The 21,014-nt window shown below is 31.8% G+C and carries 18 protein-coding genes and 1 other RNA gene; 17 read left to right on the forward strand and 2 right to left on the reverse strand.

Annotation, left to right across the window (positions count from 1 at the left end; genetic code table 11):
* The 5 genes from MR285_RS08325 to MR285_RS04695 form a co-directional block, all read left to right on the forward strand.
* Positions 1-126, forward strand: a 126-nt coding sequence (locus MR285_RS08325) for a stalk domain-containing protein (RefSeq protein ID WP_366934092.1), incomplete at its 5' end; no start/stop codon positions are given.
* Between the two features lie 357 nt (positions 127-483).
* A complete protein-coding gene (locus MR285_RS04680; protein ID WP_293558522.1) occupies positions 484-3,909 on the forward strand; it encodes a pyruvate carboxylase in 3,426 nt (1,141 codons plus the stop codon).
* A gap of 65 nt (positions 3,910-3,974) precedes the next feature.
* Positions 3,975-4,280, forward strand: coding sequence for a PspC domain-containing protein (locus MR285_RS04685; protein ID WP_293558524.1), 306 nt, complete (start codon positions 3,975-3,977; stop codon positions 4,278-4,280).
* Positions 4,281-4,487: 207 nt separating this feature from the next.
* Positions 4,488-6,671: an ATP-dependent RecD-like DNA helicase gene (locus MR285_RS04690; protein WP_293558526.1), complete on the forward strand. Its 2,184-nt coding sequence runs from the start codon at positions 4,488-4,490 to the stop codon at positions 6,669-6,671.
* Entirely contained in the window at positions 6,652-7,254 is a 603-nt protein-coding gene (locus tag MR285_RS04695) for a ComF family protein (RefSeq protein WP_169968222.1), read from the forward strand. Before MR285_RS04690 ends, MR285_RS04695 begins: the two co-directional genes overlap by 20 nt.
* Here the strand turns inward: MR285_RS04695 and MR285_RS04700 are convergent.
* Positions 7,251-8,174, reverse strand: a complete 924-nt coding sequence (locus MR285_RS04700) for a YihY/virulence factor BrkB family protein (RefSeq protein WP_293558529.1) — start codon at positions 8,172-8,174, stop codon at positions 7,251-7,253. The two genes, MR285_RS04695 and MR285_RS04700, sit on opposite strands and share 4 nt — an antisense overlap.
* 82 nt (positions 8,175-8,256) lie before the next feature.
* Here MR285_RS04700 and MR285_RS04705 point away from each other — a divergent pair, with 82 nt between their 5' ends.
* The 4 genes from MR285_RS04705 to MR285_RS04720 all read left to right on the forward strand — a co-directional run bounded on the left by MR285_RS04705 (position 8,257) and on the right by MR285_RS04720 (position 13,964).
* Positions 8,257-8,949 (forward strand): response regulator transcription factor, encoded by a 693-nt coding sequence (locus MR285_RS04705; protein WP_293558531.1) that lies wholly within the window; start codon positions 8,257-8,259, stop codon positions 8,947-8,949.
* Positions 8,949-10,166 (forward strand): HAMP domain-containing sensor histidine kinase, encoded by a 1,218-nt coding sequence (locus MR285_RS04710; protein ID WP_169968228.1) that lies wholly within the window; start codon positions 8,949-8,951, stop codon positions 10,164-10,166. The genes MR285_RS04705 and MR285_RS04710 overlap by 1 nt, the downstream gene beginning before the upstream one ends.
* A 121-nt stretch (positions 10,167-10,287) precedes the next feature.
* Positions 10,288-12,360, forward strand: coding sequence for a glutamine synthetase III (locus MR285_RS04715; RefSeq protein ID WP_169968230.1), 2,073 nt, complete (start codon positions 10,288-10,290; stop codon positions 12,358-12,360).
* A gap of 8 nt (positions 12,361-12,368) precedes the next feature.
* Positions 12,369-13,964 (forward strand): CTP synthase, encoded by a 1,596-nt coding sequence (locus MR285_RS04720; RefSeq protein WP_169968232.1) that lies wholly within the window; start codon positions 12,369-12,371, stop codon positions 13,962-13,964.
* An 85-nt stretch (positions 13,965-14,049) separates the two neighbouring features.
* Here MR285_RS04720 and MR285_RS04725 read toward each other — a convergent pair whose 3' ends face one another.
* Positions 14,050-14,850 (reverse strand): NAD(+)/NADH kinase, encoded by an 801-nt coding sequence (locus MR285_RS04725; protein WP_169968234.1) that lies wholly within the window; start codon positions 14,848-14,850, stop codon positions 14,050-14,052.
* A 75-nt stretch (positions 14,851-14,925) separates the two neighbouring features.
* Between MR285_RS04725 and MR285_RS04730 the strand changes: the two genes are divergently transcribed.
* The 8 genes from MR285_RS04730 to MR285_RS04765 all read left to right on the forward strand — a co-directional run bounded on the left by MR285_RS04730 (position 14,926) and on the right by MR285_RS04765 (position 20,605).
* Positions 14,926-15,810, forward strand: coding sequence for an RluA family pseudouridine synthase (locus MR285_RS04730; protein ID WP_293558538.1), 885 nt, complete (start codon positions 14,926-14,928; stop codon positions 15,808-15,810).
* A 34-nt stretch (positions 15,811-15,844) separates the two neighbouring features.
* A non-coding RNA gene (ssrS, locus tag MR285_RS04735) (6S RNA) lies at positions 15,845-16,028 on the forward strand.
* A 93-nt stretch (positions 16,029-16,121) separates the two neighbouring features.
* Positions 16,122-16,682 carry a YtxH domain-containing protein gene (locus MR285_RS04740; RefSeq protein WP_293558540.1) on the forward strand — a complete coding sequence of 187 codons (561 nt, stop codon included), beginning with the start codon at positions 16,122-16,124 and terminating at the stop codon, positions 16,680-16,682.
* 15 nt (positions 16,683-16,697) lie between these two features.
* Positions 16,698-17,192 (forward strand): hypothetical protein, encoded by a 495-nt coding sequence (locus tag MR285_RS04745; RefSeq protein ID WP_293558542.1) that lies wholly within the window; start codon positions 16,698-16,700, stop codon positions 17,190-17,192.
* Positions 17,193-17,297: 105 nt separating this feature from the next.
* Entirely contained in the window at positions 17,298-18,191 is an 894-nt protein-coding gene (locus MR285_RS04750) for a diacylglycerol kinase family protein (RefSeq protein ID WP_293558544.1), read from the forward strand.
* Positions 18,192-18,201: 10 nt separating this feature from the next.
* Positions 18,202-19,215 (forward strand): LacI family DNA-binding transcriptional regulator, encoded by a 1,014-nt coding sequence (locus MR285_RS04755; protein ID WP_293558546.1) that lies wholly within the window; start codon positions 18,202-18,204, stop codon positions 19,213-19,215.
* Positions 19,208-19,729 (forward strand): LuxR C-terminal-related transcriptional regulator, encoded by a 522-nt coding sequence (locus tag MR285_RS04760; protein WP_293558548.1) that lies wholly within the window; start codon positions 19,208-19,210, stop codon positions 19,727-19,729. Before MR285_RS04755 ends, MR285_RS04760 begins: the two co-directional genes overlap by 8 nt.
* Positions 19,730-19,789: 60 nt before the next feature.
* On the forward strand, positions 19,790-20,605 hold the full coding sequence (locus MR285_RS04765; protein WP_293558550.1) for a hypothetical protein: 816 nt from the start codon (positions 19,790-19,792) through the stop codon (positions 20,603-20,605).
* The last annotated feature ends 409 nt before the right edge of the window (positions 20,606-21,014 follow it).

Consider the following 21,014-nt stretch of genomic DNA (forward strand, 5'->3'; position numbering starts at 1 on the left):
AAAAACGACAGAACAATGTTACCAATAGCAAATATAGCTAGAGCATTGGGATTAAAAGATGGCAAAGATATCATCTGGAATGGAACTACAAAAGAAGTTGTCATAACAAGAGAAATTGCTAAATAATATTAGTGACAATTAAAAAGGAACTGAGCTTAATGCTTGGTTCCTTTTTTAATATAATGGTAATTTTAATGTTTGAGAGTAAAATCCATAACAGATAAAAAAGACCTTTAATAATGTATGCAAAATTTTTTATTATATCACTATAAAGGCGATGAGTTTTCAAAAATTATTTTAAGCAAATTAATTTTAAACTTTTTTAGTTTTGGAGTAGATAATAATTTAGATACGAAAATTCAAAATAAAAAATTGAACTTTGGATACTTGTTGCAAGTTTAGGGAAATTAAGATTTTTATTTGTTGATTCTACACTTTAGTCTATATTTGATGTATAATATGTAAAACTAAAGGGAGGATATTATGAAGAAGTTCAAAAGAATTTTAGTAGCAAATCGTGGCGAAATTGCAATTAGAATATTTAGAGCGGCTAGAGAAATGGGGATTCGCTCAGTTGCAATATATTCTGAAGAAGATAAGCTTGCACTTTTTAGGACTAAGGCTGATGAATCTTATCTCATTGGAAAGGGAAAGTCACCTCTTGATGCCTATCTTGACATCGACGAGATAATTAGTCTTGCAAAGAAAAAGGGTGTAGATGCAATTCACCCTGGATATGGATTTTTGTCTGAAAATCCTGAATTTGCTAGAAAATGTGAAGAAGAAGGAATTACTTTTATTGGTCCAAGTTCAGAAGTAATGGAAAAACTTGGAGACAAGATAACTTCAAAAATTGTGGCAAAGGAAGCTGGAGTTGCAACTATTCCCGGTATTGAAAGACCAATAAAAAATGAGGAAGAGGCAATTTTATTTGCAAAATCTTGCGGATATCCTGTAATGATAAAAGCTGCTGCTGGTGGTGGCGGTAGAGGAATGAGAATTGCTGAAAGTGAAGATGAACTTTTGGAAAAATTTGAATCTGCAAAGGATGAGGCAAAAAAAGCTTTTGGCGACGATTCAATGTTCATAGAAAAATATCTTCACAAGCCAAAACATATTGAAGTACAAATTTTAGGCGATGAATATGGAAATATTGTTCACTTATATGAAAGGGACTGTTCAATTCAAAGGCGTCATCAAAAAGTAATTGAGTATACTCCAGCTTTTTCGCTACCAAAAGCACTTAGAGAAGAAATTTGTGAAGATGCCTTAAAAATTGCTAGATCAATTGGTTATTCTAATGCAGGAACTGTGGAATTTTTAGTGGATTCAAAGGGCGATCACTTCTTCATCGAAGTCAACCCAAGAGTTCAAGTTGAACATACAGTTACAGAAATGTGTACTGACATCGACATTGTGCAGTCACAAATTTTAATAGCCATGGGATACAGGCTTGACAGCGAAGAAATTGGAATAAAAGGTCAAGATTCAATTGAACACAGAGGTTTTTCTATTCAATGTCGTGTTACAACAGAAGATCCACTAAATAATTTTATGCCAGACACGGGACAAATTAACTTATATAGATCATCATCTGGATTTGGAGTAAGACTTGACGGTGGCAACGGGTTCACTGGTGCAGTCATCTCTCCTTATTACGATTCACTTCTTGTAAAAGTCATTACTGAAGCAAGAACTTGGAAGGATACAATTAGAAAGGCAAAGAGATCTTTATCTGAGTTAAAAGTTGGCGGAGTAAAGACAAATATTGGATTTTTGTTAAATGTTTTAAATACAAAAGAATTTCAAGAAGGAATTTGTGACACAGGTTTTATCGAAGAGCATCCAGAACTTTTTGAAATAAAATCTTCAAAGGACAAGGAACTAAGGCTTATGAAGATTATTGGCGAAAGAGTTGTAAATGACAGCAAAACTTTGGAAAAGAACTTTGATGTGCCACAAGTGCCAGAATTTGAAAAGAAAAATTTTGAAGGTTACAAGCAACTTTTTGACAAGCTTGGTGGAGAAAAATTAAAGGAACATATTTTAAGTGAGAAAAAACTTCTTTTAACTGACACAACTATGCGTGATGCTCATCAATCACTTATGGCGACTAGAATGAGGACTATTGACCTTGTGAAGATTGCTGAGGCATTAAACTACAATATGGACAAATTATTTTCTGTGGAAATGTGGGGAGGAGCAACTTTTGACGTTGCGTACAGATTTTTACACGAAGATCCATGGGAAAGATTAAAAATTCTACGTGAAAAAATGCCAAATATGCTTTTACAAATGCTAATTCGTGGCAATAATACTGTTGGCTACAAAAATTATCCTGACAATGTAGTAGTTAAATTTATAAAGCAATCTTCAAAAAATGGAATTGATTTATTTAGAATTTTTGATTCTCTTAACTGGCTACCAGGTATGCAACTTTCTATTGACGAAGTTCTTAAAAATGAAAAAATCGCAGAAGCAACTATGTGCTATACAGGCGATATCTTAGATGAATATAGAGATAAGTATTCTATAAAATATTATGTGGACTTTGCAAAGAAGCTTGAAAAAACTGGAGCACATATAATTGGCATAAAGGATATGTCTGGACTACTAAAGCCTTATGCAGCTAAGAAATTAATAAAAAATTTAAAGGAAGAAATTGGATTGCCAATTCATCTTCACACTCACGACACTACTGGCAATGGCGTTGCAACAATTTTGCAAGCAACTGAAGCTGGTGTCGACATCGTGGACACAGCAGTAAACTCCATGAGTGGACTTACTTCACAGCCTGCTCTAAATTCTGTTGTAGCTGCTCTTAAAAACACTGACAGAGACACAGAAATTGATTTGGACAAAGCTGAAGATATTTCAAAATATTGGGCAGCAGTAAGACCTGTTTATGCAAATTTTGAATCTGATTTAAAATCCGGAACTACAGAAATTTATAAATATGAAATTCCTGGAGGACAATATTCAAACTTAAAACCACAAGTTGAAAGTTTTGGACTTGGTCATAAATTTAAAGATGTAAAGGAAATGTATAAGCGTGTAAATGAAATGGTAGGCGATATTGTAAAGGTTACTCCTTCATCAAAAATGGTTGGCGACTTTGCAATTTTCATGGTACAAAATGACCTTACTCCAGAAAATATTTTGGAAAAGGGCAAGAACCTAGACTATCCAGATTCTGTCATGACTTATTTTAGAGGAATGATGGGTCAACCTTATGGTGGTTTTCCAGAAAAATTACAAAAGATGATATTAAAAGGAGAAAAACCAATTACAGTTCGTCCTGGCGAACTTTTGGAAGATGAAGACTTTGATAAAATCAAAAAGCATTTGGAAGAAAAGGGAATAGAGCCTAGTGAGGAAGATTTAATTTCTTCTGCACTTTATCCAAAAGTATTTGACGATTACATCGACTATATAAAAGAAAATGGCGAAGTTACAAAGATTGGTTCAGATGTATTTTTCCATGGACTAATGGAAGGCGAAAGTACAGAAATTTCCATTGAAGAAGGCAAAACTTTAATCGTAACATTAATTGAAGTTGGAAAACTTTTGGACAATGGTACAAGAAATTTAACTTTTGAAATAAATGGATCAAGAAGAACTATTAACATCAAGGATGAAACTGTTAAGGACAAAGAAAATTTTGGAGAAGAAAAAATTTATGCCGATCCAAAAAATGAAAAGGAAGTTGGTTCTTCTATTCCAGGTAAAATTGTAAAAGTCTTGGTAAAAGAAGGCGATGAAATTAAAAAGGGCGACAAATTATTTATCGCAGAAGCCATGAAGATGGAAACAAATATTGTTGCAAATATTGACGGAAAAGTAGCCAATGTTTTTGTAAAAGAAGGCGACATGGTAGAAAGTGGAGAGTTGCTCTTGTCCTTTGAATAAAATATTTCTTCTTGGGTAAAATACTAAACAGAATTAATTATTTAATGCCACAAAGGAAGTGTAAAATGAAGAGACTTTATAGATCTAGAGATGATGCGATGTTCGCAGGAGTGTGCGGTGGCATAGCAAAATATTTGGGTATTGACTCAACGATAGTAAGAATTGTTACCTTTTTATTGATTGTGCCAGGCGGGCTTAGTATTTGGGTTTACATTGCTCTTGCAATTATTATTCCGCTAGAGCCTCGTGAAAATGTAATTGACGAAAGTTATGGAGAAAAATTCAGCGAACCAAAGACAGATTCTTATGAAGAAAGTTACAGAAATATATATGAGGAACAAAAGAAAAAATCTGATGAAGATTTTTATTAAGAGAGACCTTCGGGTCTCTTTTTATTTTTGCAAAATACTGTTAGTTTTATTTTAAAAAGCTTTTATAATAGCATATTACATTAAATTCTTTACTAACATCTGTAATAGCATAAACATAAAAATCTGTATTAGCATCTGTATAAATATCTGTATTTATTTCTGTATTTAATTGCAAATTATTGATACAATAATCACGAGGTGTTTTAATTGATTACTCTTGAAGGAATTGTGGAGAGAATTATTTTTAGAAATGAAGAAAATGGATACACTGTTGCAAAAATTAATTCAACAGATGGAGATCTTGTAATAGTTGGCTCTGCTACTATTTTAAAAACAAATTTAAAATATAAATTCACGGGAGATTTTACATATCACAACAAATACGGAGAGCAGTTTGCCTTTATAAATATGGAAGAAATTATGCCAGAAGGCGAAGCTGCAATAATAAGTTATCTTTCAAGCTCAATGATACCTCATGTCGGTGAAAAAATGGCAGAGCGAATCGTAAATAAATTTAAGGATGAAACTTTGGACGTAATAGAAAAAAATCCAGAAAGACTTTTATCTGTGGAGGGCATTGGCAAGAAAAAATATAAGGACATAAAGGAAGCGCTAGACAGACAATATGCAATGCGCAAAATTTTTCTCTATTTTTCTAAGTATAACTTGCCGGCATCTATAATTTTAAAAATTTACAAGGAATATGGCGACGAGTCCATAGAAATTGTTATGAGAAATCCCTACGATTTAATTGGAAGAGTGAGGGGCATTGGATTTAAAAAGGCTGATGAAATTGCAGAGAGTATTGGTGTAAAAAAGGATTCTGATTTTAGAAAGATTGCAGGGTTAAAGTATGCTCTCATGCTTGCAAATAGAGATGGACACACTTATTTGCCCTTAGACAAATTAATTAGAGCTTCAGAAAATATTTTAGGTTTAAAATTTGAAAATACAGATGAAATTGCAAAGACATTAACTCTTGAGAAAAACTTTTTCGTGGAAAGAGATGGGGAAGATTATAACTGTTATATTGCTAGATATCTTGCTGCAGAAAACTATGTTGCGGGAAAATTAAATGATTTAAATATTACCTTTGAAGAAGAAATTGACATAGATAAAAAAATTATCGAGACAGAGGAGTTTAGAGAAATTGAACTTTCAAAGACGCAAAGGAAGGCCGTCAAAGAAGCTATAAATAGAGGGGTTTTTGTAATAACTGGTGGACCTGGAACTGGAAAGACAACGACTCTAAAAGTTTTAATCGACATCTTTGAATCCATGGACAAAGTCATTAAACTTGCCGCTCCAACGGGACGTGCTGCAAAGAGAATGAAGGAACAGACGGGACGAGATGCTTTTACAATTCACAAGCTACTTGAAATTGGATTTGCAGGAGACATAGGATTTTCAAACATTGAAGAGCTTGAGTGTGATGTGCTAATCCTCGACGAAGTGTCCATGGTTGATATTATTTTAATGGAAACTTTATTAAAATCAATTGAGAGTCCAACTAGACTTATTTTAGTTGGAGATAAGGATCAACTTCCATCTGTGGGTGCAGGAAATGTTTTAGCGGATATTTTAAAATCTGGCATAATTGAATCTGTGAACTTAGAGGAAATTTTTAGACAATCAGAACAATCCATGATAGTAAAAAATGCCCATTTAATAAATAAGGGAGAGATGCCAATTTTAAATGAGGGCGACTTTTTTATGATTTCTGAAAGAGGAGAGATGAAGGGTCTGGAAATTATTAAAGACCTAGTAAAGACTAGGCTTCCCAACTATTTTAATGTAAGTGAAGCAGATGTGCAGGTGTTAACTCCAACTAAAAAGGGAAATCACGGTACAATTAACTTAAATAAAGTGCTTCAAGACCACTTAAATAATAGCGAAGAATTTATAGAAATTCTCGGGAAAAAATTCAAGGTTGGCGACAGAGTTCTTCAGACAAAAAACAATTATGAACTTGAGACAAGAGTGGAAAATGAGTTTTATCAAGATATACAAAAAGGCGTTTTTAATGGCGACTTAGGCTATATTTCGAAAATTGACAAGGAAAACAAAAAAGTAACAGTAATTTTTGACGATGTGAGAAGCGTGGAATATAATTCTGACAATCTAGATGAATTGGCACTTGCCTATGCCATGACTATTCACAAATCTCAGGGGAGTGAGTTTCCAGTAGTTGTAATTCCTCTTTACCGAGCGGCACCAATGCTACTTACAAGGAATTTAATTTACACGGCAATTACTAGAGCGTCAAAGGCAGTTGTCCTTGTGGGCATGAGTGAATATTTAGTAAAAATGATTGAAAACAATAAAACTGTGAAGAGATATTCCAATTTGGCAAAAAAATTGAGGAGACAAAATGAAATTATTGGAAAATAATTGTCCTATTTGTGGGAAAATTGTAAATAATTATGGACTTTGCAGTGATTGTTTTGATTTAATCAATAAAGACCCAGTATTTTATTATAATATTGATGGTTTAGAGGATTTAATTGTATCTTCAACTTATTCTGGAATAATGAAGAAGCTTATAATTGACTTTAAGTTTAAGGGAAAGCTGGCATATGGAGAAATTATTTCTGAAATTATGATAGAAAAGCTTTTGGAGAAAAATTTAAGTAGTGAAGTCTTGACTTATGTTCCCATGCATAAATATAAGGAAAGAGAAAGGGGATACAATCAATCTAAAATATTGGCGGAAGATATTGCAAAAAAGTTGGATTTAAAATGCGAGGATGTCTTCGAGAAAGCAATAGATACAAAATTTCAAGTTGGTTTAAAAAAACATGAACGTGAAGAAAATTTAAAAGATTCCTTTAAAGTTATAAAAATTCCAGAAGAAATTATTATTGTAGATGACGTAATCACAACGGGTGCAACAATAAAGGAACTTACAAAAATCGCAAGGGCTTCAGGCGTAAAAAAAGTGACTGCACTTATTGCAGCCACAGAAATTGCTTAGTTATTAAAATTTTTAAATATGGAATCATGTCTTGGCCAATGATTTAAAGATTTAAAGTTTTTCATTGAGTAGAGGGTAGAATTTATCTCTGCGCCAATTAATATAATTATGGAAAGTAAATATAGCCAAACCAAAAATATAATGATACCGCCAAGGGAGCCATAGGTTATGGAGTATTTCCCAAAGTTTGTTACATAAAAACCAAATACAATGGAGGCTATTATTAAACCAATTGTAGAAAAAATTGCACCTGGAAGGACACCCTTAAAAGTAACCATGTTTTCGCCACTCTTAGAAGGTGAAAACTTATATAATAGGACAAAGGTAATTAACATATATAAAATAGGTATTGCGTTTTTTGCTATTCGCCACATTTTGTCAAAAAATTCATTTTTTATGCCAAGATAATTCATCACATTTACATAAATAATTTCGCCGAAGATTTGAGTAAATATTAATAAAAAAAACATTATAATAAGTGCTATTGTAAAAAACAGTGCAAGAAGTCTTAGTTTAATAAAACCTCTTTTTTCAGCAAAGCCATAGGATAAATTTATAATATTTATTAGCTTAAAAACTGCAGTGGACGCAGTGAAAAGACCTACTACAAAGGAAATTGTGAAAAAAGATCCTGAAGATGAATTTTGAATTTCAATTAAAAAATTTGACACAATATTTTGTATGTCAGTTGGCAAAACTTTTATCAGTGAAAAAATATAATCTGGATTTAATATTCCTGAAAAATTAATTGCGTTAATCAGGGAAATTAAAAATGGAAAAATTGATAGAACTAAAAAATATGAGAGACTTCCTCCATAGGAAAAAGTGTCGTGATTTATTATTCTATATATTAATTTGTCAAAGAAAGTAAAGACCTTATTGTCTTTAACTTTATCTATGTAATTATTTAAGAATTTCATTAAACACCTCTTCTGTATTATATATTAATTTTTGTGTGATAACAATTCATTACATGATAAAATAGAGTAAAGGATGATGATTATGGATTATAATATATTAGTTTGCGACGATGAGAAAGACATCTTAAATGCAATAGAAATTTATTTAAAGGCAGAGGGCTACACAGTTTTTACTGCTGAAGATGGAGAAACTGCTCTTGAAATTGTAGAAAAAAATGAAATACACCTTGCTATAATAGACATAATGATGCCAGTGATGGATGGTATTACACTTATTATGAAAATGCGTGAGATTACAAATATTCCAATTATTGTGCTTTCAGCAAAAAGTGAAGTTACAGATAAAATTGTTGGCTTAAATGTAGGTGCAGATGATTACATAACTAAGCCTTTTAATGCGGTGGAGCTTACTGCGAGGGTAAATTCTCTCATAAGAAGATATTTTTCCCTTGGTGCATCAGATATAAAGACGGTGGATTTAAAAATCGGCAGAGTTAGCATATCTGACGAATCAAAGGAAGTTAGAGTGGAAGATGAGATTGTAAGCCTAACTCCTTACGAGTACAAAATTTTATATCTCTTAGTAAAGAATCCTGGAAGAGTTTTTTCTTCCAATGAAATTTACGAAAGGGTTTGGGAAGAAGAAGCAATTGACGTGAGAAAAATTATTTCAGTGCATATTTCTCATCTTCGCGACAAGGTGGAGATAAACCCAAGAAAACCGGATTTGATTAAATCAGTGTATGGCATGGGATATAAAATTGAGGCAAAGTAATGTTTTCTGATATAAGAGAATATATTAAGGACATTTTTATAAATATTTCAGATAAATTTTTTGTGGAAAATATTTTTGCATCTTGTGTAATTATTTTTGAACTTTTAAACATAAATAAACATTTCATTATCTCTTGGATTGTCACGCTTTTAATTATAATTTTAAAAATTAAAAGGAAAAAGCTTGTGGATACTTGTTTCACATACAATCTTTTTAAATACAGACAATTTAAGAATTTTAGGCTCTTTGGAACCCTAAATGTGACATTATTTATTCTATATATTTTATTTTATAGTCTTTTAACAAAGGGAATAGTTCTTTTAAATGTTCTTCTTTTTATGATTCTTAGAGCAGTTTTTACTGTGGAAATTCAGTTTGCACAAAACACCTTATCCATTGAACTAGTAGAGTCAATACTCTATGGATATGATTTTGTAATTCCAGAGCCTTTTGAAAATGAATATTTGGAAAAAATCACAATTTTAATGGAAGATTTTAAAAAGAGAGACAGAAAGAGATTGGAAGAAAATTTTAGGTCGGAGAAATTAAAGATAGAGCTTATCACAAATATTTCTCACGACTTGAAAACGCCTCTTACCTCAATAATAAATTATGCAGATCTTTTGTCTAAGAAAGATGAATTTGACGACGAAGCAAAGAAATTTTTGAGCATTTTAAAGAGAAATTCAACAAGACTTAAGGATTTAATTGTTGATTTAGTTTTTGCTTCAAAAACTAGCACGAGGGACATTCCTGTGGAAAAATCTTTAGTTGAACTTAATGAAATGATTTTACAAATTTACGGAGACTATGATTCCCTCTTTAAGAAAAGAGATTTAGATTTTTTGTACAATTCCACAAGTGATGAAATTTTAATTTATACAGATGTCAATTTATTTGTTAGAATTGTGGAAAATCTTTTGTCAAATGCCGTAAAGTATTCAAAACAAGGCACAAAGGTACTTGCAGGTGTAATCGAAAGACAGTCCACAGTTGAGTTTTATATAAAGAATATTATGGCAGAAAAATTAAATATGAATAGTGACGAACTTTTTGAAGAACTTTTAAAGGCAGATAGGTCAAGACATTCTGAGGGGTCGGGGCTTGGTTTAAATATCGTAAAAAATCTTTCTGAAATACTTGGAGGCGATGTAAAAATTTCAATTCACGGTCAGTGGTTCGATGTTCACCTACTACTTTTAAAGGATTCAGAGTGATTATATTTTATTGACAAAGAATAGTTTTTGAAATAAAATAAAAAGAAACCACAGGTTTTTCATAATGGCAATTTTAATTAATTGCCATTTTTTTATTTTCAGGACTTTTATGGGGGAAATTATGATTGAAAAATTCGGTATAAAAAGTTTTAACAAAAAAAAGATGAAGGACTCACTACCATATCCAATTTATTTAAAGTGGAAGGACGCACTTAGAAATGAAAAGGATTTAGACAAAGAAACGGCAGATGCTATTGCACACGCAATGAAGGACTGGGCTCTTGCAAATGGTGCAACTCACTTTGCTCACTGGTTTTTACCATTAAGTGGTCACACTGCAAAAAAACACGAGGCATTTATTTCTAGAACTTCTGACGGTGAACCAATAAATAGATTTTCTGGCAAGGAGCTTGTCAAGGGAGAGCCTGATGCATCTTCTTTTCCAAGTGGAGGAATGAGGTCTACCTTTGAAGCAAGGGGATATACTTATTGGGACCTTACTGCAAATTCTTTTATAATTGGAAATGTCCTCTATATTCCAACAATTTTTATGTCATACAAGGGCGAAAAATTAGACAAGAGAGGACCGCTCATTGATTCTACAAAGATTTTAAGCAATGAAGGCGTAAAAATTGTAAATTTATTTCACAAAGATGAGTATGCTTATAGGATGAGAGTGAAAGTTGGTCTTGAACAAGAATTTTTCTTAGTGGATAAAGAAATTTATAATAAGAGAAGTGACCTAAAAAATATTGGAAGAACTATTGTTGGAGCTCCTTCTCCAAAGGGACAAGAATTATCCGATCACTATTTTGGTCAAATTCCCGCTAGAGTTGAAAAATTTTATAAGGATGTGGACGAAAAACTTTATGACCTTGGAATTTATTCTGAAGCAGAGCACAATGAAGTTGCACCTAATCAATTTGAAATGGCAATTTTATTTGAAAATGTAAATGTTGCAATTGACGATAACCAACTTCTTATGAATATTTTAAAAGAAACTGCCTTAGAAAATAATTTAGTGTGCCTTTTCCACGAAAAGCCTTTTGCCACTGTAAATGGTTCTGGAAAGCACAACAATTATTCCATTGTTACAAATTATGGATTAAATGTATTTGAACCAGGTGAAGACCCTTATAATAATAATATTTTCCTATTATTTGTGGCAGCGCTTATAGAAGCAATTGATAAATATCAAAGTCTTTTAAGGGTAAGTGCTTCCTCAACTTCTAATGATTTTAGGCTTGGTGCAGATGAAGCACCTCCTGCAATAGTTTCACTATTTTTAGGAAGTGATTTAGAAGAACTTTTTAGAAACATAAAAGAAGAAATTGAATATAAAAAAGAAAATAAAAATATTTTTAGTGGCTATAATCTTTTGAGTGTTCCAAAGGATTCTAGCGATAGAAATAGAACTGCAGCTGTTGCCTTTACTGGAAATAAATTTGAATTTAGAATGCTTGGATCATCAAAGACTGGTTCTGATTTGAATATTGCATTAAATTGTGCTATTGCTGATTCCTTGTCAAAAATTTATGAAAAACTTGAACCCTATAAAGATGATTACAATAAATTAAGAGAAGTTGTCCTCAAGACTATAAAGGAAATTATGGAAGAGCACGACAGGGTTATTTGTGATGGGGACAATTATTCTGATGAGTGGAGAAAAGAGGCAAAGAGAAGAGGACTTGCTAATCACAAGACTTATTTTGATGCTTTAGTATCCTTAAAGGATTTTGATTTTACAGATATTTTCTTAAAAAGAGAAATTTACACAGAAAAAGAAATAAAGGCAAGCTACGAAGTAAACTTAGAAGAAGTTGTGATTTACCATACTTTAGAGGCTAAAACTATGATGTCCATGATTGAAAAAGATATTGTCCCAATGGGCATTGCCGAGTTAAAAGATTTGTCAGAAGTTTTGAAATTTAAAAACAATGAAATGCTTTCTGATAAGTATGATAAAATAGATAAGATGATTACAAAGTTAATTAAATGTGAAAGAGAAATAGAAATTTTGCTTTCACATTCAAAAGAAATAGATGACATTTACAAAAAGGCGGAGTATGTTGAAAGAAATATTGCAACAAAACTTCTTGCCACGAGAGAGGTTGCAGATGAAATGGAAAAATTGATTTCAAGAAAAAATATTACGCTGCCATCTTATGAAGATATCTTTAATTCACTAAGCTAGGAGGAATTATGACTAAATTTATATTTGTTACAGGTGGGGTTGTTTCAGGAATTGGCAAGGGGATTTCTGCTGCAAGCATTGGAAGACTTTTAAAGGACAGAGGTCTTTCAGTATTTATGCAAAAGTTCGACCCTTATCTAAATGTGGATCCAGGAACTATGAGTCCCTATCAACATGGAGAAGTTTTCGTAACTAAGGATGGTGCGGAAACCGACCTAGACCTTGGACATTACGAGAGATTTATCGATGAAGAGTTAACTAAGGGTGCTTCAATTACAACTGGTAAAGTTTATTCGACAGTTATTGAAAAAGAAAGACGTGGCGATTATGACGGAGCAACTGTTCAAGTAATTCCACACATAACAAATGAAATTAAAAATGCAGTATATAAAGCGGCAAAGGAATCAAAGGCTGACGTTGTAATTACAGAAATTGGTGGGACTGTTGGCGATATTGAATCCCTTCCATTTTTAGAAGCGATAAGACAAATTCACTCTGAAAATAATAAGTCCGATGTTTTATTTGTCCATGCAGTTCTTGTTCCCAATATTCCAGGTTCAGATGAGCTTAAAACTAAACCAACGCAACATTCTTTCAAGGAACTTATGAGTAATGGAATAAAAACAGATGTAATAATTGTAAGATCAAATGGCATTGTTACAAAAGATCTTAGAGAGAAAATCTCACTATTCTGTGATGTTCCTGTGGAAGCAGTCATTCAATCAACTAATGTAGATTTAATTTACGAAGTTCCCCTAGTTTTCCACGAACAGCATCTAGATGATTACATTTTAAAGGAACTTGAGCTCGAAGACAGACCAGCGTCAAAGGGCAAGTGGAAAGAAATGGTCGACAGATTTAAAGATGTCAAGGGTGAAGTTAAAATTGGACTTGTAGGAAAATATGTAAGTCTTCACGATGCCTATTTGTCTGTTATCCAAGCGCTAACTGATGCAGGTTGTGAAAATGGATATAAAGTAAATATCAAGTGGATTAATTCTGAAGAAATTGAAAAAGATGCAAGCATATTAGAAGGACTTGACGGAATAATCGTGCCAGGCGGTTTTGGTTCTCGAGGAACTGAAGGAATGATCATGGCAAGTAAGTATGCTCGTGAAAACAATGTGCCATATTTTGGGATTTGCTATGGAATGCAAATTGCATTAATAGATATTGCAAGAAATAAATTGGGGTTTAAGGATGCAAACTCAACAGAAATAAATCCAGAGACGAATTATCCTATAATCGATTTATTGGAAAATCAAAAAGATGTAAAAAATGTTGGTGGAACATTAAGACTTGGAAATTACGAATGCACAATAGAAAAAGGTACTTTAGTTTATGAACTCTATGGAGAAGAAAAGATAAAAGAAAGACATAGACATAGATATGAATTTAACAACGATTTTAGAGGAAAAATCAGATCAGCTGGCGTAGTTTTCTCAGGGATAAACGAAGACAAAGACCTTGTAGAAATTATTGAACTTAAAGACAATGACTTCTTTGTAGCTTGTCAATTCCATCCAGAATTCAAATCAAGGCCTACAAAAATCCATCCATTATTTAATGGATTTGTAAAAGCGGCTATAAAGCATAAAAATTAATGAAAACCTCATCCATACTAATATATGGGTGAGATTTTTTTGCAGAAAAATTTAAATAAAAAATCCCAAGATTTCTCTTGGAATTTTATAGAAACTTGTCCTTTAAATTATCCCAATAGGAATTATTTGAGAAGACGAGTTTTTTTATTGTTTTATTTGAAAGCCTAATGTTTACTCTGTGTAGATTGTTGAAGAAATATTCCGAACCGTCAACTAAAAGTAAGTTTGAATCCTTGTATCTCTTTTCTACAACTAGAGAAATTGTGTGAGCACCTGGAACTATTACAGAAGACCCAAGAGAACGGTAGGCAGCAGAGTTAACTGGAGATATTGGTGTCATTTGAAGCACGTGTAGGCTTGGATATACAATAGCTCCTCCGCTAGAAAAGTTATAGGCAGTGGAACCTGATGGTGTGGAAACTAGTATGCCATCTCCAGAAAATTTTTCAACGTGATTTCTGTCGATAAAGACATTCATGTGAATAGTTTTTGAGTGAGCTGCTTTTAGTACGACTTCATTAATTGAATAAAATTTATAGACTTTATTTTTTGTGTAAATGTCTGAACGAATTAATTTTATGTCATCTACTTTATAATTGCCATTTTTATATTCTTTTACAAATTTTTCAATTTCGTCGGGCTTTATCTCTTGATAAAATCCAAGATGACCTGTGTTTATTCCCACAAAGGGCATCTCGGGAAAATCATTTTTGTGGATTGCCTTTATAAAAGAACCGTCGCCACCAATGCAAATGGAAAGCAGGGCATTTTTTTTAAAACCATTAAATGGTTCGTAGCCATATCTTGTTAAAACATTGTGCAAATTTGTGGCAGTTTTTTTAGATTCAAAATTTGCATTTGTAAGTATATTTATAATTTTTGACAAGGTTAAACCCCCTTGATTTTTTTCTTTATTATTTATATTATAAACGAATAAAGTTCCCTTGACTAGAGGTGTAAAATGTATAGATTGAATTCAAAGGATTTTTTAAATTTTAGAGCAACTAAAGAAATTAAGATAAATGAATACTTAAAGGAGTGTGGAGTATCCTCACGCTTAATTAGAAAATCCGTTAATAGTGGAAATATTTTTTTAAACGGGAAAAATGTTAAAACAAATAAAAAATTAAAATTAAAGGATATAGTTTCTCTTAGATTTGAAGATGAAGAACCAAATGGAAAAATTGAAAATAAAAACCTGGATATTTTATACGAAGATGAGGATTTGATTTTAATAAATAAGGAACCCTTTATGGTAACTCACACTGCAAAGGACGACAGCGAAGGCACACTTCTTAATTATCTTTGTGGATATTTTAAAGATAATAATATTAGGAGGAAGGTTAGATTTATAAATAGGCTTGATAGAGATACGTCTGGTATAGTTGTTGTTTCGAAAAATTCCTTTGCTCAAGATAAAATTTCAAGCGAATTTAAAGATAGTGTTGAGAAAAAATATTTGGCAATTTGCGAAGGGACTTTTGAAGAAAAAGAGGGAATAATTGACGCACCTATTGCCAAAAGTGAAGACAATATTAAGCGTGAAGTAAATTATGTAATTGGTAAAAAGTCTATTACTTCTTATAAAGTTCTTGAAGAGTACAAAAATATGAGTCTTGTAATGTTAACGCTACTCACGGGAAGGACTCATCAGATAAGAGTGCATTTAAGTTACATAGGTCATCCAATACTTGGCGACAGCCTTTATGGCAAAGATTCAAAATTTATAAATAGGCAGGCACTTCACTCCTATTCTTTGAAATTCAAACTTCCGAGAAATAATAGGGAAATAGAAATATTTGCAAAGGTTCCCAGGGATTTTCATTTTTTTCCTGCTCTTTATTGAAAAAGTAATTTCATTGAGTTATAATTTAATTAGGTAAATTCTGCGATGTGCGAAATAATCCCTTTTAATTCAACCGACAAATAGAACACGGGAAACTGTGTATCAGTGAGATATGACAAGCCGTCTTTGAGCGGAAGTCAGAAGACACTATCAAGTTTTTGACCCACCATGAAAATGGGCGGGGTGAATTAATTGGGTAACGGCATTGCGGTTTTTACTATTATTTATATTTATTAGTTTTGAACGTATTTTGATTAACTTTAAATAAAAGGGGTAAGAAAATAATAAATCAATAAATAAGGAGAGTTATTATGGGATTATTTGATTATTTAGAAGAAAAACGCAACGAAGCAGTTAGAAGAAGAAGACTAAGAGAATTTTCTAAAATTAGTACGGGTATTGCACTTGGAGCAATTGGAGGAATTTTATTTGCACCACAAGAAGGCAAGAAGACTCGTGAAGATATTGCGAACAAATCAAGGGAAGCAGCTAATCAAGCTCTAAATGCAGCTAATGATGCAAGAGATACCATTGAGTTTAAGGCATATCAAGCTAGCGAACAAGCTAAAAAAACTTATAATGATTTAAGAGATAGAGCAGCCCTTAAAAAATATGAATTTGATGAAGATGTTGAAGTAGCAAAAGCAAAAGCGAAAGCAATTGGAGAAGTTGTAAAAGCTGGTGCAGAAGACATAAAAAAGGATGTAAAAAACACTACTGAAGAAGTTAAAGATACAGCTGAGGAAGTCAAAGACGATTTAAAAGATGGTGCTAGAGACATAAAGAGAGAGGCTAAGAAATCTTCCGAAAATGTAAAAGAAACCATTGAAGAAACAAAAAATAAGGCAGAAAGAGAAGCTAATAGAAAATAAGATAGGAGGCATAAAATGTTAGATCAAGCATTTACAATAGGTGGCCTACTTAGTTTCTTATTATATGTAGCTGGTATAGCTGCACTTATTGCACTATTTTTAGTGCTAATAAATGTTTTTAAGGTTTTAAAAAATGTCAATGAAATTGTTGAGAGAAACCAAGGCGAGATAGATCATACTATAAAGACACTTCCTTCAATAATGGACAACGCAAAGGACATTTCTACAAATGTAAATTCAATTTCAAATGATGCGACAAAGCTCATAAATGATGTGAAGCCAGAAATTGAAAAAGTTGTCACTACAGTTGGTTCAGTTTCAGACACTGTTAATGGAATTACAAGAAAGGTCGATGATACATCTCTAAAGGTATCAAACACTGTTATGAATGTTTCGGATGTTATTTCTGATACAGCAAAAACTATTTCACTTAGTTCAAATAACGCCATCGACTATTTTTATATTTTAAAAGAAGTTGCGAAGACACTTAAAGAAGTCTTTTTAAAATGATCTAGAAGACGGAGTTATTGCTTCGTCTTCTTTTATTTTTAAATAATAAGAATCAACATCAATCTTATTTTGGTATAAGGATTTTTTATACATAAAAGGAGAAAAATGAAAAGAGTTAAGATAATTGCGAATCCTAATTCAGGAAGAGGTGCAGCTCTTGGCAAAATTTTAGAATTAGTTGAGCTAATGAGCCATGATAAATATGAAATTGAGTTATTATTTACTCATGAAGAAGGTGATGGCAAAAACTTTGCGGCAAATTACACGGGCGAAGATTTTGTAATATGTAGTGGCGGCGATGGAACGGTGAATGAAGTTGTGAATGGCATATACCTTTCAAAGAGAGATACGCCCCTTGCAATTCTTCAAAGTGGAACTGTAAATGACTTTGCCAACGCACAGGGACTTCCAACTTCGCCTTTTAAATTTTATCAAATGATAAAAAATTATAATGTTAAAACTATTGACCTTGGACTTGCAGGCGATAGAGCCTTTATCAATGTAGCTGCAGGTGGGATGTTAACTGAAATCGCATATACTGTTACCGCTGAAAAAAAAGCAAGTCTTGGCAATATGGCATATTATCTTGAAGGTGCCAGAGAACTTTTGGAAAAGAGAATTTTTAAATATCAAAAGTCAATTAATTTAAAAATTAAAAGTGAAGAAATATCAGAAAATGTAGATGCGCTTTTATTTTTAATAACTAATTCAACTTCTGTTGGTGGGTTTAAAAAAATGGCTCCATTTGCTGATGTTTCTGATGGATATTTAGATGTTTTAATTTTCAAGAGAATAAAAATTTCTGATGCACCTGAACTTTTTGCATCACTTGTAGGAGGAAAGCACTTAGATAACAATAAGGTAATTTACTTAAAGACAAAGAATATAAAAATAGAATCAGATGACGATGTAACAATAGACGTTGATGGAGAAAAAACTTCAACACTTCCAATGAATTTTAAAGTGTTGGAGAATAGATTAAAAATAATAGTACCATAAGGAGGAAAGTATGGCATCTACAATTAAAGACGTAGCAAAAATGGCAGATGTTTCCATTTCTACAGTATCGAGGGTAATTAATGACTCAAAGCCCGTTAGTCCAGAGGCTAGAAGAAGAGTTTTGCACGCCATTGATGTTTTGGATTACAAACCAAACGAAGTGGCTAGAAGTTTAGTCACAAAAAAATCTAACTTAATAGGTGTAATTGTAGAAGACATTGGATCTAATTTTATTGCGCAAATTCTAAGAGGCGTGGAAGAAGTTGGGAGGATGTATAAATATGACATACTTTTATCAAGTTCCTATGGCGATGCTGAATCTGAAATGAAGTTTGCAAACCTATTGGCGCAAAAGCAAGTTGAAGGGATAATTGTAATTTCAAATATTCACAATCCAAAGCTTGAGTACAAATTGGAAGAAAGCAAAATTCCTTATGTCATCATTAGCAATTTCTACGATATAGAAAAATTTTCTGCAACAATTGATTACGAAAAAGCAAGCTATGACATGGTAAACTTTTTAATTGCAAAGGGACATAAAAACATTGCATCTCTTGGAATTAGAAAGGACTACGATAGGACTTTTGAAAAGAAAAAAGTTGAAGGTTATAATAGGGCAATGGAAGAACATGGCTTAAAGAAAATTAATTTATTTGTAGAAGGTCGTGAAGCAAGCGATGTTGAAAATGAAGAAGCAAAAATTATAGAGACAGTTGAAAAAGAAAGGATTACAGCTTTTTTCACGTCCTATGACACAGTTGCAATTCACCTAATGAATCTGCTTCTAGATAATAATTATAAGACGCCAAAAGATATTTCTGTGACGGGATTTGGAGGATCTTACATCTCAGATATATATAGACCAAAACTTACAACTGTAAAAATTCCTTATTATGACATTGGCGCAGTTTCAATTAGAAAAATTTTAAAGAGAATAGCAAAAAAAGATGGCAATTTTTCAGAAAATGTTGTGCTTCCATCTGAAATTCTTGAAAGAGAAAGCGTAAAAGACTTAAATGACTAAAATCGCCATTGAATCAAATTGTGAAATTATAAAAAGAGGACTTCAAAAAATTTTAAAGGATTATGAAGTCCTTGATTATTATGAAGGAATAGATGAAGATTTTGACCTTTTAGTCTTTGAAGATGAAGACTTAGCTAAAAGAGGGGAACTTAAAATTAGGATAGTAGATGAAAAAGAGCTTCCTATTAATATTTATTACTCCATAATAAGTATAAAGACAAGTGAAAAAGAAATACTCAAGGCAGTGGAAGAAACTTTAAAAGGACATAATTATATAGAAAAAAGCCTCGATGAATTTAAAGAATACAGAAATAAAAAAATTAAAAATATAGAATCACTTACAAGACGCGAAAAATATTTATTAGAAGAAATCCTAAAAGGAAAAACTAATAAGGATATTTCCAAGGAGATTTATATTAGCGATAAAACTATAAAAAATAATCTCACGGGACTTTACAAAAAATTAAAAGTCAGTGGAAGAAGAGAGATTTTAAAAAAGTATAACGAAATTTAATAAAAGTATTATAGTATGTTAGCAAACTGACATATTATTTTTAATTAGAACAGAGGAAAAATGGAAAAATATTTTTTATTGTACCTAATGTATTACTTTATCTACGCCTTTGTGGGTTGGGTTGTTGAAGTTAGTTATCACGCAGTAACAGTTGGGAAATTTATTAATAGAGGTTTTTTGTCAGGACCCTATTGTCCAATTTATGGTTTTAGTGCTATATCGGTAATATATTTTTTGACGGATATAGCAGAAAAAAATAAATTTGTACTTTTCTTGGGATCAATGTTAATTGCAACATTAATAGAATTTGTGGCAGGATTTTTACTGGAGAAAATATTTCACGAAAGATGGTGGGACTATTCAGACAGAAAACTAAATATAGGAGGTTATATTTGCCTTGAATTTTCAGTGATTTGGGGAATGTTTTGCTTTTTATTATACGAAGCAGTTCATCCAGTTATAAAAAATTTAGTGAACTTAATACCGCTTGTCGTGCTAAAATATTTAGATATAGGATTAGTGATAATAATGACCATAGATTTAATAGCTACGGTTAATACTATTATAGGACTAAATAAAAAAATGAAAACCATAGATAAAATTAGCAAAGACATAAGAAAAGTATCAGACATGATAGGAATGAGAGTTTATGACAAAACTGTAGAAATCGAAAATAGACAGGAAGTATTAAAAAAGAAAACAGAAATAGTAGAAATTGAAAGTAAAATAAAAGAACTAAGAGAAAGGGAAAAAGTATTAGGAGAAAAAAGATTATTAAAAGCTTATCCTAATTTAACCAAAAGAATAGAGAATACCCAAAGAGATTATGAAGAGTTAAAACGAAGGATAAAGGAACAATACAGCGATACTTATTAAAAAGAAAAATATAAAGAAGAACATAGAAAACGCAAAAAGTATTGACAAGCAAAAAATAAAATAGTATTATATAACAGTTATCGAAAAAATAACTGTTATTTTTTTAAAAAATCAAAATAAAAATTAAAAAACAGTTGACAATACAGCTTAAAGATGATAAACTAAAAAAGTTGTCACTTGAGATAACAAAAGCTTTTGTAAAAGTTAAGTAAAAAACATTTGAAAAAAATGTAAAAAAATACTTGACAAAAAATCATTGCAAGAGTACAATAAATAAGCTACTTCAAAAGGTAGCGAGAAACATGATAATTAAATAGTGTGAAGATAAAAAAGATTCAAAAAAGAATCAAGATTCGTAAAAGAATCACAAAGCAAACCAGAAATTCGTTTAGTTTAGATAAACAAATGA

It is taken from the genome of Peptoniphilus sp., assembly GCF_022767005.1.
Taxonomy (GTDB): domain Bacteria; phylum Bacillota; class Clostridia; order Tissierellales; family Peptoniphilaceae; genus Peptoniphilus_A.

Coding starts and splice junctions, on each gene's coding strand:
- MR285_RS04680 (WP_293558522.1), top strand. CDS start 484: ATGAAGAAGTTCAAAAGAATTTTAGTAGCAAATCGTGGCGAAATTGCA.
- MR285_RS04685 (WP_293558524.1), top strand. CDS start 3,975: ATGAAGAGACTTTATAGATCTAGAGATGATGCGATGTTCGCAGGAGTG.
- MR285_RS04695 (WP_169968222.1), top strand. CDS start 6,652: ATGAAATTATTGGAAAATAATTGTCCTATTTGTGGGAAAATTGTAAAT.
- MR285_RS04700 (WP_293558529.1), bottom strand. CDS start 8,174: ATGAAATTCTTAAATAATTACATAGATAAAGTTAAAGACAATAAGGTC.
- MR285_RS04705 (WP_293558531.1), top strand. CDS start 8,257: ATGGATTATAATATATTAGTTTGCGACGATGAGAAAGACATCTTAAAT.
- MR285_RS04710 (WP_169968228.1), top strand. CDS start 8,949: ATGTTTTCTGATATAAGAGAATATATTAAGGACATTTTTATAAATATT.
- MR285_RS04715 (WP_169968230.1), top strand. CDS start 10,288: ATGATTGAAAAATTCGGTATAAAAAGTTTTAACAAAAAAAAGATGAAG.
- MR285_RS04720 (WP_169968232.1), top strand. CDS start 12,369: ATGACTAAATTTATATTTGTTACAGGTGGGGTTGTTTCAGGAATTGGC.
- MR285_RS04730 (WP_293558538.1), top strand. CDS start 14,926: ATGTATAGATTGAATTCAAAGGATTTTTTAAATTTTAGAGCAACTAAA.
- MR285_RS04740 (WP_293558540.1), top strand. CDS start 16,122: ATGGGATTATTTGATTATTTAGAAGAAAAACGCAACGAAGCAGTTAGA.
- MR285_RS04745 (WP_293558542.1), top strand. CDS start 16,698: ATGTTAGATCAAGCATTTACAATAGGTGGCCTACTTAGTTTCTTATTA.
- MR285_RS04750 (WP_293558544.1), top strand. CDS start 17,298: ATGAAAAGAGTTAAGATAATTGCGAATCCTAATTCAGGAAGAGGTGCA.
- MR285_RS04755 (WP_293558546.1), top strand. CDS start 18,202: ATGGCATCTACAATTAAAGACGTAGCAAAAATGGCAGATGTTTCCATT.
- MR285_RS04760 (WP_293558548.1), top strand. CDS start 19,208: ATGACTAAAATCGCCATTGAATCAAATTGTGAAATTATAAAAAGAGGA.
- MR285_RS04765 (WP_293558550.1), top strand. CDS start 19,790: ATGGAAAAATATTTTTTATTGTACCTAATGTATTACTTTATCTACGCC.